This window comes from Micromonospora sp. SL4-19 (assembly GCF_047921475.1).
GTDB lineage: Bacteria > Actinomycetota > Actinomycetes > Mycobacteriales > Micromonosporaceae > Micromonospora.
On sequence record NZ_JBLROB010000018.1, the window covers coordinates 16,865 to 31,601 of the forward strand.

15 protein-coding genes are annotated in these 14,737 nt (G+C 67.5%); 8 read left to right on the plus strand and 7 right to left on the minus strand.

Features of this window, described 5'->3' with window-relative positions; all coding sequences use genetic code 11:
- Nucleotide 1 precedes the first annotated feature (1 nt).
- The 3 genes from ACNAVT_RS20750 (at nucleotide 2) to ACNAVT_RS20760 (ending at nucleotide 3,477) form a co-directional block, all read left to right on the plus strand.
- A complete protein-coding gene (locus tag ACNAVT_RS20750; protein WP_416298633.1) occupies nucleotides 2-421 on the plus strand; it encodes an MmcQ/YjbR family DNA-binding protein in 420 nt (139 codons plus the stop codon).
- 298 nt (nucleotides 422-719) lie between these two features.
- Nucleotides 720-2,606, plus strand: coding sequence for a M14 family metallopeptidase (locus ACNAVT_RS20755; RefSeq protein WP_416298635.1), 1,887 nt, complete (start codon nucleotides 720-722; stop codon nucleotides 2,604-2,606).
- A gap of 127 nt (nucleotides 2,607-2,733) precedes the next feature.
- Nucleotides 2,734-3,477, plus strand: coding sequence for a glyoxalase (locus ACNAVT_RS20760; protein ID WP_416298636.1), 744 nt, complete (start codon nucleotides 2,734-2,736; stop codon nucleotides 3,475-3,477).
- A 38-nt stretch (nucleotides 3,478-3,515) separates the two neighbouring features.
- Here the strand turns inward: ACNAVT_RS20760 and ACNAVT_RS20765 are convergent, their stop codons facing one another.
- Both ACNAVT_RS20765 and ACNAVT_RS20770 read right to left on the minus strand, forming a co-directional pair.
- Nucleotides 3,516-3,812, minus strand: coding sequence for a MoaD/ThiS family protein (locus ACNAVT_RS20765; protein WP_416298638.1), 297 nt, complete (start codon nucleotides 3,810-3,812; stop codon nucleotides 3,516-3,518).
- Nucleotides 3,809-4,924: a WD40/YVTN/BNR-like repeat-containing protein gene (locus ACNAVT_RS20770; RefSeq protein ID WP_416298640.1), complete on the minus strand. Its 1,116-nt coding sequence runs from the start codon at nucleotides 4,922-4,924 to the stop codon at nucleotides 3,809-3,811. The genes ACNAVT_RS20765 and ACNAVT_RS20770 overlap by 4 nt, the downstream gene beginning before the upstream one ends.
- Nucleotides 4,925-5,187: 263 nt before the next feature.
- On the opposite strand from ACNAVT_RS20770, the gene ACNAVT_RS20775 reads away from it, so the two are divergent.
- Both ACNAVT_RS20775 and ACNAVT_RS20780 read left to right on the plus strand, forming a co-directional pair.
- Complete coding sequence (locus ACNAVT_RS20775) at nucleotides 5,188-5,514, plus strand: DUF4326 domain-containing protein (protein ID WP_416298642.1); 327 nt, start codon at nucleotides 5,188-5,190, stop codon at nucleotides 5,512-5,514.
- 35 nt (nucleotides 5,515-5,549) lie between these two features.
- Nucleotides 5,550-6,047: a hypothetical protein gene (locus ACNAVT_RS20780; protein ID WP_416298644.1), complete on the plus strand. Its 498-nt coding sequence runs from the start codon at nucleotides 5,550-5,552 to the stop codon at nucleotides 6,045-6,047.
- A gap of 91 nt (nucleotides 6,048-6,138) precedes the next feature.
- On the opposite strand, the gene ACNAVT_RS20785 is transcribed toward ACNAVT_RS20780, so the two are convergent.
- From ACNAVT_RS20785 to ACNAVT_RS20795, 3 genes are all read right to left on the minus strand, one after another.
- Nucleotides 6,139-6,549, minus strand: coding sequence for a DUF2267 domain-containing protein (locus ACNAVT_RS20785; RefSeq protein ID WP_416298646.1), 411 nt, complete (start codon nucleotides 6,547-6,549; stop codon nucleotides 6,139-6,141).
- A 123-nt stretch (nucleotides 6,550-6,672) separates the two neighbouring features.
- Nucleotides 6,673-6,924 (minus strand): hypothetical protein, encoded by a 252-nt coding sequence (locus ACNAVT_RS20790; RefSeq protein ID WP_416298647.1) that lies wholly within the window; start codon nucleotides 6,922-6,924, stop codon nucleotides 6,673-6,675.
- A complete protein-coding gene (locus ACNAVT_RS20795) occupies nucleotides 6,921-7,220 on the minus strand; it encodes a DivIVA domain-containing protein (RefSeq protein ID WP_416298649.1) in 300 nt (99 codons plus the stop codon). Before ACNAVT_RS20795 ends, ACNAVT_RS20790 begins: the two co-directional genes overlap by 4 nt.
- A 264-nt stretch (nucleotides 7,221-7,484) precedes the next feature.
- Between ACNAVT_RS20795 and ACNAVT_RS20800 the strand changes: the two genes are divergently transcribed.
- From ACNAVT_RS20800 to ACNAVT_RS20810, 3 genes are all read left to right on the plus strand, one after another.
- Nucleotides 7,485-8,372, plus strand: a complete 888-nt coding sequence (locus ACNAVT_RS20800) for a helix-turn-helix domain-containing protein (protein ID WP_416298651.1) — start codon at nucleotides 7,485-7,487, stop codon at nucleotides 8,370-8,372.
- Nucleotides 8,365-8,568, plus strand: a complete 204-nt coding sequence (locus ACNAVT_RS20805; RefSeq protein ID WP_416298653.1) for a DUF397 domain-containing protein — start codon at nucleotides 8,365-8,367, stop codon at nucleotides 8,566-8,568. Before ACNAVT_RS20800 ends, ACNAVT_RS20805 begins: the two co-directional genes overlap by 8 nt.
- Before the next feature lie 143 nt (nucleotides 8,569-8,711).
- Complete coding sequence (locus ACNAVT_RS20810; RefSeq protein ID WP_416298655.1) at nucleotides 8,712-9,287, plus strand: hypothetical protein; 576 nt, start codon at nucleotides 8,712-8,714, stop codon at nucleotides 9,285-9,287.
- 625 nt (nucleotides 9,288-9,912) lie between these two features.
- Here ACNAVT_RS20810 and ACNAVT_RS20815 read toward each other — a convergent pair.
- On the minus strand, nucleotides 9,913-12,063 hold the full coding sequence (locus ACNAVT_RS20815; protein WP_416298657.1) for a UvrD-helicase domain-containing protein: 2,151 nt from the start codon (nucleotides 12,061-12,063) through the stop codon (nucleotides 9,913-9,915).
- A 115-nt stretch (nucleotides 12,064-12,178) separates the two neighbouring features.
- Nucleotides 12,179-14,719, minus strand: coding sequence for a GmrSD restriction endonuclease domain-containing protein (locus ACNAVT_RS20820; RefSeq protein ID WP_416298659.1), 2,541 nt, complete (start codon nucleotides 14,717-14,719; stop codon nucleotides 12,179-12,181).
- Nucleotides 14,720-14,737: the final 18 nt, after the last annotated feature.

Here is a 14,737-nt window from a genome sequence, read left to right on the forward strand (position 1 = left end):
CGTGACTGGCCCTGGTGACGTCCCACCCGAGATCCTCGACCGGCTGCGGCTCATCTGCCTCAAGCTGCCGGAGGCCTACGAGGAGCCAGCGTGGGTGGGAACGCGCTGGCGGATCCGCAAACGCACGTTCGCCCACGTGCTCACGGTCGACCCCGACCACCAGGTGGCCTATGCCCGAGCTGCCGCGACCGACCAGCCGATCTGCGTGATGACGTTCCGGTCGCCCGGCGACGAGATCGCCGGACTGATCGGCAGTGGCGACCCGTTCTTCAAGCCGGGCTGGGGCGCCGACGTCGTCGGCATGATGCTCGACGACGGCGTCGACTGGGAGGAGGTGGCCGAACTGCTCACGGAGAGCTACTGCGTCCTGGCACCGAAGAAGCTGGCCGCCCTGGTCGACCGGCCGCCTGAACTCGGGTAGCCGCTTCCGCCAGCGCCCAATGGGTAAGGAGTGACCGCCAACTAAGTATTTACATCTATGCCATGTTTGCCTACGGTGATCAGAGCTCGAGCACACCAAGGGTGGCCACCCCTTTACACCGCGTGACTCTCGTGCTTGCTGTGCATGGGAGCACCGAAGTGACAGTGGGAGATTTGCCTTGGGTTCCGACGCCTCACATAGCTCATCCGGTCAGCGACAAACCTCCTCGCACGACACCGCAATCCAGCACTCGCCGAAGAAGGGTTTCCTTCAGCGCATCCGCCCAGCCTCCCTGCTGGTGCCCCTGGCAGCGGGCGCCCTCGTCCTCGGCACCACGCACCTGCGCGGGCCAGGCGACGTCCTTGACGACGCGGCGATGTCCGCGGCTCCGACCTACACCGTCGGTCTGCAGCCGCCGCAGGATCCGGGTCCGTTCCCCAGCAGCGTGACGCCCACGTCCTCCACCATCACGATCGCCGGCCAGCGGGACGGAGAAAGCACGTTCAAGGTCGTCAAATACGACCAGGTGCAGCCGAAGACCCCGGCGCAGATGGACTTCGAGCACTTCCACACCGGCATCGAAATCCAGTGGTGGCTGCGGAAGTGGGCCCACGAGCGCCCCGACCTCGTCGACCTGCACATCGTCGGCGAGAGCTACAGCGGGCAGCCGATCTACCAGTTGACCATCACGGACAAGTCCACCGGCAAGGACACCGACAAGCCGGCGGCCTACTTCGAGGGGAACCGCCACTCGGGCGAGGTGTCGTCAGCGGAGAGCTCGCTGTGGCTGGCGCACCACCTCATCACGCAGGCCGGCAAGGACGAGAAAGTCGACAAACTGCTCGACGACAAGACCGTGTACATCCGGCCGGTCAACAACCCCGACGGTCACGACATGTACCTGTACACCGCCCAGACGAACCGGTCGACGGTGCGGCCGGACGACAACGACGGGGACGGCAAGCGCGACGAGGATCCGGGCGAGGACCTCAACGATGACGGATACCTGAGCCAGATGCGCAAGTACGTCGGCGCAGGCAAGGGAACCCACGTCATTGACGAGCGGGATCCGGCCGGGAACGCCATGCTCAGTGTCGGCGCGGGCAAGGGCGACTACCTGATGTACTCCGAGGGCATCGACAACGACGGCGACGGCCGCTACAACGAGGACGGCATCGGCGGCCTCGACCTCCACCGCAACTACCCGTACAACTGGCATGTCATGCCGGCGGACGACGCGACCGGCCGGAACCTCACTCAGGGCGGGGCCGGCGCACACCCGTTGTCGGAACCGGAGACCCGGCATGTGTACACCTGGCTGATGTCGCACACCAACATCGCCGCGGTGAACAGCATGGACACCCGGGTGCCCATGCACCTGCGCGGTCCCTCGACCTGCGACCCCGTCGAGTGCATGTATCCGAGCGACCGCAAGCTCTACGAACACTTCGACAAGGCCGGCGCCTCGTTCACCGGCTACCGGAACACCGGAAGCGTCTACATCGACTACGCCACGCGCAATGGCGGCGAGCCGACGGCGCTGTTCGGGCACGGGCCGGACTTCGGCTACTTCCAGTACGGCGCGGTCTGGTACGGGGACGAAATCTGGAACGGCGGCGACTACATCGACTATGACAAGGACGGCAGGTACGCCGACTGGGAGCGGTCGCGGTGGTGCGTCGAGAACGGCCGCACGAACTGCTTCCTGCCGTGGACCACGTTCGAGCACCCGCAGCTGGGGACGGTCGAAATCGGCGGGATCAACCCCAAGTTCTGGTCGCAGAACCCGTCCGCCGATCTGATCGGCACCTGGGCTGCCAACCAGGCACGGTTCAACCTGTATCTGCTCGACTCCCTGCCGCAGGTCAACCTCACCGAGGTCAGCGCCAAGAAGCTCACAGGCACCCAGAGCGACGGCGCGACGCACGAGATCACGGCTACGGTCAAGAACATCGGCCGCATCCCGACCGCTCTCGAGCAGGCCAGGGAGATCAAGATCGTCGCGCCGGACACCGTCAAGGTCGAAGGCGCGCGGACCGTCGGCACCGCGCCGCAGTTCTACCTGGACGGCGGCGACAAGCAGAAGGTCCGGCTTCGGGTGATCAAGGCCGGCAACGACACGATCACCGTGAAGGCAGTCAGCGTTCGCGGCGGCTTGGACACCGCATCCGCCCGCCTGAACTGATCGCCTGTCCCCGCCCCGCAGACCGGGGCGGGGACCCGGCATCTTTCCGGACGGCTACGAGCGTGGCGGTCGCGGATTTGGCACACTACTGCGTCGACGACTCAGGTCGAACGATGAGGTGCTGACCATGCTTGTCGGAAGTGTTCAGCCCAACGAGACCACCGTGCCGTTGCTGCCCTGCGTCGCGCCGGAGGAGACCCTGGCTTTCTGGCGCGCCCTGGGCTTCACCGTGGCCTACGAACAGACAAAGCCCTATCTGTACCTGGCGTTCCAGTGGAGCGGGTTCGACCTGCACTACGGGCGGGCCGCCAGCGGTGTGGACCCGTCCCAGGAGAACACCGGCGGATGCCTGGTGATGGTCGATGCGGTCGCGCCCTACCACGCGGCGTTCACCGAGGCGATGCGCCGCGCGTATGGAAAGGTACTCGCCAAGGGGCTGCCCCGGATCACGCGGTTCCGGCCCGGCGCTTCGCGGTTCACCATCATGGACCCGTCCGGAAACTCGATCATTTTCATCCAGCGGGACGAACCGACAGAGCTGGAGTACGGCGGCTCCAAGAAGCTTCAAGGGCTTGCCCGGGTCTTGGACAACGCGCGGATCCTGCGCGAGTTCAAACACGACGACCAGGCCGCGTTTCGAGCGTTGAACTCCGGGCTGCGCCGCCACGGTGACGGCGCGCTGGCGGTGGAGCAGGCGGTGGCGTTGGCCGTGCTCATCGAGCTGTCGACGGCGCTTGAGGAGCCGGAACGAGTACCGGAGTGGGGAGCCCGGCTCAGGCAACTGGTCCTCACCATGGACGAGCGTAGTCAGGTCGAGTCCGCCGTCGCCGACCCCAGGCTGCTTGAGCACTGGATGCCCGCCACTCCGTGACCCATCGTCGCTGCCGTTCTGCGGTTCGCCATGCTGCGCTAACCCCCGGCCATCGCCCCGAGAATGATGAGCGGTTCCTTGCCGGTGACGACCTCCTCGGGCAGTGGCGCGTCGGGCGACTCGTTGGACAGGTCCTCCTCGCAGGCGTAAAAGCGGACGAACGGGCGGCGCTTGCCGCTGCGGCGGTCGCGGATGGTGCCCAGCAGCATCGGGTACTGCCCCTCAAGGGCGTCCAGGAGCAGGCGCTGGGTGACCGGTTCGGCCACCTCGAGTTGTACCTCGCCGGTTACGTGCGCCAGGTTCTTCAGGTGGGCCGGGAGGACCACCCGGATCATGGCAACACCTGGACTTCCACAGAGAGCACGGCCGGCAGGTCCCGCACGATCGGCGCCCAACTGTCGCCGCCGTCGGCCGAGTGGTAGACCTGGCCACCGGTCGTGCCGAAGTAGATCCCACACGGGTCGAGCGTGTCGACCGCCATCGCATCGCGCAGCACGTTGACATAGCAGTGGGACTGCGGCAGGCCCGTGGTCAACGGCTCCCAGTGCTCACCACCGGTGCGGCTGCGGTAGACGCGCAGTTTGCCCTCCGGCGGGAAGTGCTCGGAGTCGCTCTTGATCGGCACGACGTAGATGGTCTCCGGCTCGTGGGCGTGCACCGCGATCGGGAACCCGAAGTCCGACGGCAGGTTGCCGCTGACCTCGCGCCAGTTCGCGCCGGCGTCGTCGCTGCGCATGACGTCCCAGTGTTTCTGCATGAACAGGGTGTCCGGGCGGGACGGGTGCTGGGTGATGCGGTGCACGCAGTGGCCGACCTCGGCGTCCTGGTCGGGGATCTCCCCGGAACGCAGTCCCTTGTTGATGGGCAGCCAACTGGCGCCGGCGTCGTCGCTGCGGAACGCGCCCGCTGCCGAGATGGCGACGTAGATGCGGTCCTTGTTCACCGGGTCGAGGATGATCGTGTGCAGGCACATCCCGCCGGCGCCGGGCTGCCACGTCCCGCCGGTCGGGTGGGTACGAAGGGCAGTCAACTCTTCCCACTTCATGCCACCGTCGGTGGACACGTAGAGGGCGGCGTCCTCGGCGCCCGCGTACACGGTGTCGGGGTCGTCGCGCGACGGCTCAAGGTGCCAGATGCGCTTGAACTCCCAGGGCCGCGGGGTGCCGTCGTACCAGAGGTGCTGGCCGACGTCCCCGGAGTAGGCGAAGTCGTTGCCGGCGGTGGTCCACGTCCTGCCGCCGTCGTCCGAGCGCTGGATGAGCTGCCCGAACCACCCGCCGGACTGGGAGGCGTAGAGCCGGTCCGGATCGGCGGGTGAGCCGCTCAGGTGGTAGATCTCCCAACCGCCGAAGTGTGGCCCGTCGACCGTCCAGTCGCCGCGTCTGCCGTCGGATGTCAACGTGAATGCGCCCTTGCGCGTGCCGACCAGCACCCGTACGCCGCTCATACCCTCATCCTTCCGTGCGTCTTACTCGGTAGACCCCTCTACTGCACCGAACTCATCGGTCTCAGCTAGTCGTACTCCTCGGGTACGACGATCGGCGTCTTCGGAGCCCAGATCAAGGCCTCGGGCGTGTCGTTCTGACCTGGGCCGGCCGGCCCAGGCGGGCGAGGCGGCAGAGGTTGGCCGCGTCGGTCGACCGGCCGATCGACCTCGGGTAACCGGACCTGCCTATTCTGGCGCTGCCGGAACCTGAAGGGAGCGGAGCCATGGAGGTCACCACGGTCGTGAACCTGAAAGGCCACCGCGACGACCCGGCGTACGCCGACGTGGTTTACGTCGGGCGGGCCATGTATCGCGGTGGTTGGCGTCTCCCGCAGTCCGCGTTGTCCAGCCCTTATCGCCCCGGGCCTGACGGCAGCCGGGACGAGGTCGTCGCAAAGTATCGCGCGTACCTGCTCGGCCGTCCCGACCTCCTTGCCCTCCTGCCCGACTTGCGCGGACGCAGGCTCGGCTGCTGGTGTGTGCCGGAGCGCTGCCACGCCGAGGTGATCGCGGAACTCGCCGACTCGTTGCCGCCGTCGACCCTCCCTTGATCTTGATGTCGTACCGTTGCGGCACGATGTGCGCCATGACGACGCACAACCCGAACGCCAAGCGCCTGGTCTACGGCCACGCACAGCTGCACGACTGCCTCGCCTTCGCCGACGCTGAGACCGCCGTTGCGGAGGCCGCCGAGATCACGGCGATCGCCTCGGCGCGTACCTGGGGAGAAGCGCGTCAGGTCCGGACCATGCAGGTGTGGAACCCGGTCGGACCCGAATACCACGACCCCGAGGACGGGCCCGCCGACGACGAGCCGTTCGACATCAACAAGGTGGGTTCGGTCGCGGACGGAGACTGGCCTCCGATGGTTGCGGAGCGGGCGATGAAGCTGCTGCCGCAGGACCTGCAGGCCCGATTCGGCACCAGCGAGGCCACGGTGCTCAACGGCGACATCCTCGAGATCCCGATGGACCGCGAGGCCGAGCTGGTGGCGGAGCTGCGCGGGCGCGGCTACGAGGTGACCCGCGACGACCAGCTCATCAACGTGCTCGATGGACGCGGCTTCAGCCCGCTCGTCGGCTGACCCTCGTAACAGGCCCACCGGCAGCGCCGCCGACAGCTGTCGGCGGCGCTGCCGGCGCGGGCACACCTGCTCCTGCCTCAAACTGTGCGTGCTACGAGCCGGGGCGCCGCCCGCCACCCGCACCCACCGGTTCGATCACCTGCGAGAACTCCTTCGGAAGCTGGGCCAGCGCGTTCTCGAACTCGTCACGGGTGACAGCCTCACGAAGCGTGGTGAGCACCGCGCGGACGCCGGCATCGGCGAGCGCACGGTCGACGTTCGGGCGGTCCCCCACCCGCCGCACGAACTCTTCGAGCCCGAACGGCATGGCCCGTTCCCGTCCAACCGGTCTGCGCAGGTGATCGGCCAGCGCGTCCGGAAGCTGATAGGCGAGATCCTCGGCCTGACCAGCGGTGATGCGATCTGCCAATATCTCCAACGTCGCGCCCGTGAGTGTCGCCGCCTGATCGGTCGACACCTTTGCCCGCATGGCCACCGCGTTGATGAAATCCTGTTCTTCCACCCGATTCTCCTCTCCGGCCGGGCTGCCGACGAACTGCTACCCCGACAGCCTCCCGGGACGAGGGGTGACGCTGCCTCATCCCCATCGGGCGAATCACCAAGGCGTACTACGGCGACAGCCGGGTCAGCGGCGCAGGCGGCGGGAGCATGGGCCGTCGTGGTCGGCGCGGAGCAGGCAACGTCGACCGCCGGGCATCAGCAGGTCGCAGAACACCCGATACCGTACGTTCTGGTCATCCTCGGCGGAGACGGTGGTCTCCCCCGGGTCGGCCTGCGGCAGGACGAGCAGCCAGCGGCCGACCACCCGGGCCAGGCGCTGCGCGGCGGGCAGGTCGGCGGCGACGACCGGCAGATGAATGACGTACCGCTGGGTCAACGCTCGCGTCCCCGGGCGTCGCGGAGACGGGCCTGGTCGGACTGCCAGCGGCGCAGTGCGGCCTTGATTCGCACGGTCTCCAGGCGGCTCTCGGTAAGCGCGGCGTAGACGGCTGCCATGTCGCCGGCGACCCGGTCGAGGAAGGCGTACACGTCGTCGGGGTTCAGGCCGCGGCGTCCGAGCCCGACCGGCTTGAAGCGGCGCTCGCGCACCTGCCATGGCAGCAGACTGGTGTACGCGGTGGAGCGGTAGGTCGCTCCGCTCCCCCGGGCCGGTCGCTGGTTGCGGACGCTCATTCGCGGGCCTGCCTCTCGTCGTGGGTTGGATGGGTGAGATCACCCGCCCTCCGCGCACGGGCGTCCCACCCCGCCCTGCCACCGCAGCTCCATTCAGCGGTACGACAGCACGGCACTTGTGGTCAGCTTGTGACACTGCGAGGTGGTAATGCAACGTTCCACAGCAGATTTCCCGCCAGATGTATTGACTTTCTTTACTGAAACCTGTACGTGTTGCAGAGCGAGGTCACTCAGCGTTGCAGGATGGAATCAGGGAGTGCCCGGATGGCCGAGGACATCGGATCGACCGTGCCGCGCCGTCAGCTCGGCCGACTGCTGCGCCAATACCGCACCGAAGCCGGCGTCACGCTCGACGCCGCCGCCGAGGCACTCGAATACAGCCGGCAAAAGATCTGGCGCATCGAGTGCGGCCTGGGCGCGGTGCGGGTGCTCGACGTCAAGGCGATGTGCGAGCTGTACGGGGTCTCGGCGGAGATGACCGAGGCGATGAAGGGGCTGGCCGCGGAGACGAAGTCGAAGGGCTGGTGGCACGCGTACGGGGACGCGGTGCCGAGCTGGTTCGAACTGTACGTCGGCCTGGAATCCGCCGCGTCCCACCTGCGCCGCTACGACGAATCCCTGATCCCGGGGCTACTTCAGACGCGGCAGTACGCGCTCGGGTTGTACCACCCAGGCAGCCGGCTCAGCACCGAGGAACGGGAACGCGCCATTGAGGTGCGCATGCAGCGTCAGGGCCTACTGACCCGTCGCCTGCCGAAACCGCCACGGCTTGAGGCGGTGCTCTCCGAAGCTGTGCTCCGTCGGCCGGCCGGCGGATCAGCAGTCATGGCTGGCCAGTTCCATCACCTGCTTGAAGCCTCTGAGCTGCCGAACGTATCGGTGCGCGTGGTGCCGCTTGCGGCAGGGCCGCATCCCGGAGCGGTCGCAGGGTCCTTCGTCATCCTCGACTTCCCCGCTACCAAGGGGGGCCGCGCGGCGCCCGAGCCGTCCGTCGTCTACAGCGAATCGCTGACCGGGGCGCTCTACCTCGACAAGCCCGACGAACTCGCGGCCTACCAGAACACCTGGAACGGTGTAGAGGCTCTCGCGTTAGGTGAGGCAGAATCGAGGGACATGATCAAGCGGCTCGCCGGGGAGATGCGGCATGACTGACCTGACCGGCGCCATCTGGCGCAAGAGCACCCGCAGCGGCGACAACGGCGGCGACTGCGTCGAGGTCGCGACCAACCTCCGCTGCATGGTCGCGGTGCGAGACAGCAAGGATGTCGACGGCCCGGCCCTGATGTTCGAGCGCGCTTCCTGGACGGCCTTCCTCGAGCGCGTCAAGCGGCGCACCGACAACGCCTGAGGGTGTAGGCCGCCAAGCGAATCTCCACTCCCGCGAATCAAGAAAGGCCAGCGAAATCTCGACGAGCCGCAGGCCAGCGAGGACTACTGGCCATAGCGGAGCGGGACCAGAGATGCCTAAACGTCTATGGTTTACTGCTCCCCATGACCGCTGATCTCGCTGTGGGAGCGATCGGCCTGGCAGGTGCCCTCGTGGGTGGCGGCGTTACCCTGGGCGTCGCGTACCTGAACAACCGGGCCCAACGCGCCGAAGCCGAAAGGACTCGCAGCAACCAGCGCGCCGCGGCCGAGCTGACTCGTAGCAACCAACTCGCTGATGCTCGGAGTGCCGCCTGCATTGGGTTTCTGACGCGCGTAGACAGCTTCCTTAATCAAGCTCGAGAACTCAATGACCTTCTTGATCTGCCTGCCGGTGATGATCGGCTCGTTGACGTGCATCGGCAGTACACGGCCGAATGGAACCAGCTCGTTGCTTCCAACGCGACGGTGCAGGTCGCTGGTCCCGACTCGTTGGCGCAACATGCTCAGCAGCTAGTTGGCGCCGTAGGCGAACTCGCAGACCTCATTGACAAGCGCTATCGCAATAAGCGATGGCCCGCCGGAGGCGAGGCGGCACGCGAGGAAGTGTGGAAGGTTCGACTGGATTTCATACACGCAGCTCGTCAGGCATATGGCGTTACCACTTCCGAAAGCGCGGCAACCGTCGGCCGATCCATCTGACTGCGCGCCTGGCAGGGCTCTGGTGAGACAAGCAGCTTGCGACTGACTGGCTGATCCACTGCGGGCTTATGCGCGACAGCATGATCCTCAGGCTGCTCGATGATGCGAAGACCAGCGCGACAAGCCAGGGCGGCATCCGAGTCGAGGTTCAAGACCCATCCCCTGCGGGTGCTCGACGTTGTGCTCTGGACGCACGCCATCAGCCTCGGTGCTTCATAGGCCTCGAACTCCCGTCCCGCCTCAACATCCAGGGCTTACGTCGCAGCTCGCGGCCGATGGCCCGCCACCTTCATAGAAGGTGCATTGTCATTTCCGCTGAGGGGAGGCGGGATCGTTGTCGTTTGTCCCCACCAATTTCCAGATCCCAGCAGGCAGAAGACGGCCAGCTTCACTGAGGAATCGGCTTCGGTCAGCCGGAGTGCCGAAGCGGAAGGTGGCCATTCCGCCGCTGAGGCGCCAAGACTTGGCGGTCGTGCCTCCCCACGCAATCTGCGGGTGCGGCCCCGAATAGCAATGCTGTGTCAGCCCGCGGAGCATGTGCAGGACGGCCAAGTCGTCCGTCCTCAGGGTGACGCTGAACTTGCAAGCTGCGTAGTTAGCAGAAGCCACAGCGAAGCATCCTTTCCTACTGGCGATCGAGAATAGACGATAGGAACGGGCTGGCCGGACCGCTCCATGACACGTGCAGCGCCTCCCGAGCCCGAGTGCTAGCCACGAAGAGCAGGCACCGCTCCCGGAGCAGGTCGCTCTCGTGCTGCATCGGATCCACATCGGGCGGGGTGACCTCCTTGGCAAACGGCACAGCCCGCGCTGTAACCCCGACCACCGCCACGCACCGGAACTCCAGCCCCTTCATCGCGTGCATGGTCGCGAGCCGCACCCCATCGACGTCCGCCCCGGGCTGGTCCCGTACGCGGACAGCCGGAATCCCGGCGGCGGCCAACTCCTCCTGCACGTTTCCCAAGGTGATGTTGAACCGGGCGCACACAGCGATCTCGCTCGCCTGAACGCCCTGCGTCAGCCACTCCCCCACCCGCTCCACGAGCCCCGCGATCTCGGCCTGGCTCGTCGGATACCCCGCAGCATGGGGTCGCTTGCCGTGCAGCAGCGACCGATAGCCGACGAGGCTGTCGTCGCCGTCGCCGCCGAGGTCCTCGACCCGCGACCCGACGAGCACTCCAGTGGACCAGGAGAGGATTTCCTCGGTGCTCCGGTAGTTGACCCGCAGCCGGCTGCTGCGCCCGGCGACGGAGATACCGAGGGCGTTCAGCGAAACCCGGGAGTCGTAGATCCGCTGATGTGGGTCGCCGGTGATGAAGAGGTCGTCCGGGCCGGAAGCCACCGCGGCCCGCAGCACCCGCCACTGGGCGGGATGCAGGTCCTGCGCCTCATCGACCACGACGTGGTCGTATCCGTGGACGGTGAGGTCGGTGCCGCCGAGCAACTGCGCTGCCTGGGCGCAGATCTGCAGGTGGGTGGCGTTGCCGACAGCGGACACCTCCTTGTGGAACATCTCGACGGCGTCCCACACCCGGTCGCGCTGCCGCGGACCCAATGCCGTCCCCCTGCCGCGCCGGCTGGCCGCGCGGTACTCCTCTCGGCTCTGCACGTTCTGGGCGAGGACCACGTGCCGGAACTCCTGGGCGAGGAACTGCTCGGTCCAGGGAAGGTTCAGCCTTCGGCACACCCGCCGCCAGACCTGCCGTTCATCGGCTTCCCCGATCGGGGTCGGGACCCGGCCGGCGAGGGCTCGCACGGTGCGGTGCGCGAAGGCGTTCACCGTGGTCACCTCCACCCGCGCCAGCTGCTCCTCGTCGCCGAGGAGCAGCGCCAGGTTCTCCCGCAGGGTCGCGGCAAGGGCATTGGTGTACGTGGTGAGCAGCACGCGGCTGTCGGCGGAGCGGGACAGCAGGTGCTTGACCCGGTGCAGCGCGACCACCGTCTTGCCCGTGCCGGGCCCGCCGGTCACCTGCGCCGGCCCGTTGTACGACACCCGGTACGCGACGCGCCGCTGGGACGGGTGGAGGAAGACCCGCCAGGCCGCGAACGGCTTGTCCAGAATCTCGGCGAGCTCATCGGGTCGGGTCACCATGGTGATCCGGCTCTTGGTGTTGGCGATAGCCGCCGCCAGGTTCTCACTCGGCTCCGGCGTGGCGTCCGCCGGCCGACGCTCGGCCACGACGTCCCGGTAGACCTCGTCGGGCGAGAAGCCCTCGGCGAGGTACTGCAGCACCTCGAACTGATCCTCGGGCAGCAGCGTGCCGAACGCTTCGAGCTGCGGCTTGTCGATGATCGTCCGGACGGCCCGCAGCACCTGGTCGTCGATGCCGAGGTCGCGCAGCACGGTGTCCGAGTGCCGGGCGAAGAGCAGCGTCGGCGCCTGCGCCGCCGCCTTCTCCAACGCCGGCGTGAGCTGCTCGATGGCGACGACGTTGCGGACCTCCAACGCCCGGGTCGCTGTGTTCACCGTATAGAGCCGCTTCGCGGCCCAGGTGTACGCGCCGTCATGCGACACGACGTTGAGCAGGAGGAACGTGTCACTGCCGTCGTCGGGCGCCAGCACCACCCCGCGCCAGAAGTCGGTGATCCGGATGGTGCGCATCCGCGGGTCCCGGGCGTTGTTCACCGACTCCAGGTGCAGGCCCTTGTCGGCGTACAGCTCGGCGACGGTGAGCTGCTGGAACTTCTCCATCGCCTTGCGGACCCCGGCCTTGATCGGCTTTTCGAGGACGTCGTAGCTCTGCCAGAAGCTGTTGGCGAGGGCGAGCTGCGGCACGGCGGACCTCCTGAAGGTGATGGCGGCGGAGGCAGACTAGCGGTCCTGGCGGTGGTTGTCCTGCGACGCCGGGCGGGCGCCGCAGGACTCTGGTGTCGGAGGTCGGGACGAGTGCCTAGACCGTGACGAGACTGTCCGAGGCGGACGCCTGCGCCCGGTCGTAGAACCAGTGGAGATGGTCGAGCAGCGCCTCTCGGGCGTCGGCATCCGAGAGGACCGCCAGGGGGAAACCCGGACGCAGGGCGATCTTGGCAGCGGCGATGTCCACGCCCGGTAGCTGGTTCAACCGCTGGCGCAGTTCCTCCCGCAGCGTGACGTCGTCGAAGGGCGGGCGCACGCTCAGGTGCTGGAACACGACCTCGAACTTGCCGCTCGGATAAATCGCCGCCGGCCAGATGTTGCCCAGTTCGTGCTCCTTGCCGCGAGCCATGAGGAAGCAGGAGGTCTCTCCGCCGGTGCCGTAGAGCAGGGTGCCTCCGATCGAGGTCCAGGCCTCCAGTACGACGAGCGTGGCGGTGGCGACGGCCGGGCCCTGCAGAGCGGTCACCTGTTCGATGAACCGCTCGCTGTAGGTACGGTCGTCGTCGGAACGCGGTCGAGGCAGCCGCTCGGGCAGGTCCTCCGGCGTTAGGCCGGCGAGCTGGGCCAGCTCCTCGGTGCCGATGCGCTGTGACCGGTCGGCCCGGCCCAGCTGGTCGAACTTCACTCCCTCGGCGCGCAGGATGTCCTGCGGGTCGTCCTTGCGGTGCGAGTCGAGCCACCGGAAGTTGGGCGCGACGATGCCGTCGGCCTGCAGCACTCGGTGGGCGTTCGGAGCCGGGTGGTTGGCGAGCCGGGTACCGACCGGTAGCGGCGCGGTGCCGATGAGCGCGGCGAGGTCGCCGTACGTGGTCCAGGAGCCGGCCGGCAGTTCGGCGAGGGCCTTGTTCATGAGGTCCCACAGCGCGTTCGACTGGTCCCGCGCCTGCTCGGTCGGGCCCGGCCAGAGTGAGACGATGCGATCGGCGAGGGCGTCGGCCCGGGCGTGGATCTCAGGGCGCCCCCACCGTTCGTGCGCAGCGATCTCCTGGTTGAGCCGGATCCCACTCTTGTCCAGTTGGATGCGCTTGACCGCGAAGGAGCTGTTGCTCAGCTCGGAGTTGTATCCGGTGAGAGTCAGGTTGCCCAGGGTGTGAAGCAGGGCCTCGTGCACCTCGTCGAAGTTCTCGTCCGGCCCGAGGTCGGCGGCGAGCACCTGCCGCCAATCGGCGGTGGGGGTTTGCGGCAGCACGTGCTCGATGGTCGCCTTGTCCAGCGCCACCGGCTCCTTGCTGCCGTACGACTCCTCCAGCCACTGCAGGATCAGCTTGCGTTGGGACACGCGGCCGTTGAGGTAGTACGGGATCGACCGAACCGCGGCCCGCACGTTGGCGTCGCTGGCGTAGTACTTGCGGCCGGTCGACAGGTACGCCCGCACTGCCTCGTCCACCGGCAGGTCCTTGTCCATCTCGGTGACGATGGCGAGCAGGATCCGGTTGATGTTGGCGGTGGCCCGGCCGATCAACAGCCGCCTGACGAAGAAGCTCTCCACGTACAGCATCGCCGAGGCGATCTGCTCCGAGGTCGCGGTGCCCTGCTGACGGCGGTCGAGCAGATGCAGCAGCAGGGGGTAGACGGTGGTCGTGCCCCAGGCGCTCAGCCGCTCCAGTCGCCGCCGTACGCCCGGGTCCTGCTCGTCGCCGGGGTGGAGGATGACCCGGAGCAGGGCGCCGAGGCGGCTGAACCGCTGCACCTCCGCCTCGATCTCCTCCTCCGACCGCAGCCGATTGAGCCGGGCCTGCTGGGCCGAGTAGACGTCGGTCTGCTTGACCCGCGGGTCGCGGTGGACAAGGTCGAGCCAGAAGAGCAGCACCAACTCGTCCGACAACTGCTTCTGCAGCGGCAGCCACAGGGCCTGATAGACGGTCGCGCCGCGGGTGGGCAGCCGCATGAACAGGTAGTTGCGCAGCAGGTCGGCCTGGGTGAGCCTGAGGCCGGTGTTGTTGAGCGACTCGAAGATCCGGTACACGTTGTCGCCGGGCTGGGCGGTGACCGACACCAGGGCCAAGCCGGAGATGACCGCGCTCTCGATGCGTTCGATGTCGAGCGGGTCGTCCGGGTCGTCGGCGGCGGCCAACTCCCCCACGAAGAAGCGATAGGCGGCACCGACCGGGTCGGCGCCCCCGGCCTGCGGCGTCGAGTCCAGGCAGGCTAGGTAGGCGTCCCGGTCGGCCTGGGTGGGGATCAGCTTCAACCGCTGCGGCTCCGCCTTAAACGGGTTGATCAGGTACTGCGTGTGGATCCGCTCGTGGTGAACAGGGCCCTCGTGCTCGGCGCGGTAGTCGCGGATGGCGCAAAGCAGGATGGTCAGGGTGGTGAGTCGCTGCTGGCCGTCCACCACCAGATACTCGGCCACACCCACCGGACCGATTGTGGGGCTCGGGGCGAGCACGACGGAGCCGATGAAGTGCGTGGCGCTCGGGTCATGGATCCGGTCGTCAGCCAGCTTGAGGATGTCGTCCCAGAGCCGCTGCAACTGCAACGTGGTCCACGAGTACGTGCGCTGATAGAGCGGCACCTGGTACTGCTTGGCACCCTCCAGCAACCCCTGCAGCGTCGTCTCGCTTGCCGCGACCATACCCGGCTCCCCGTCTCC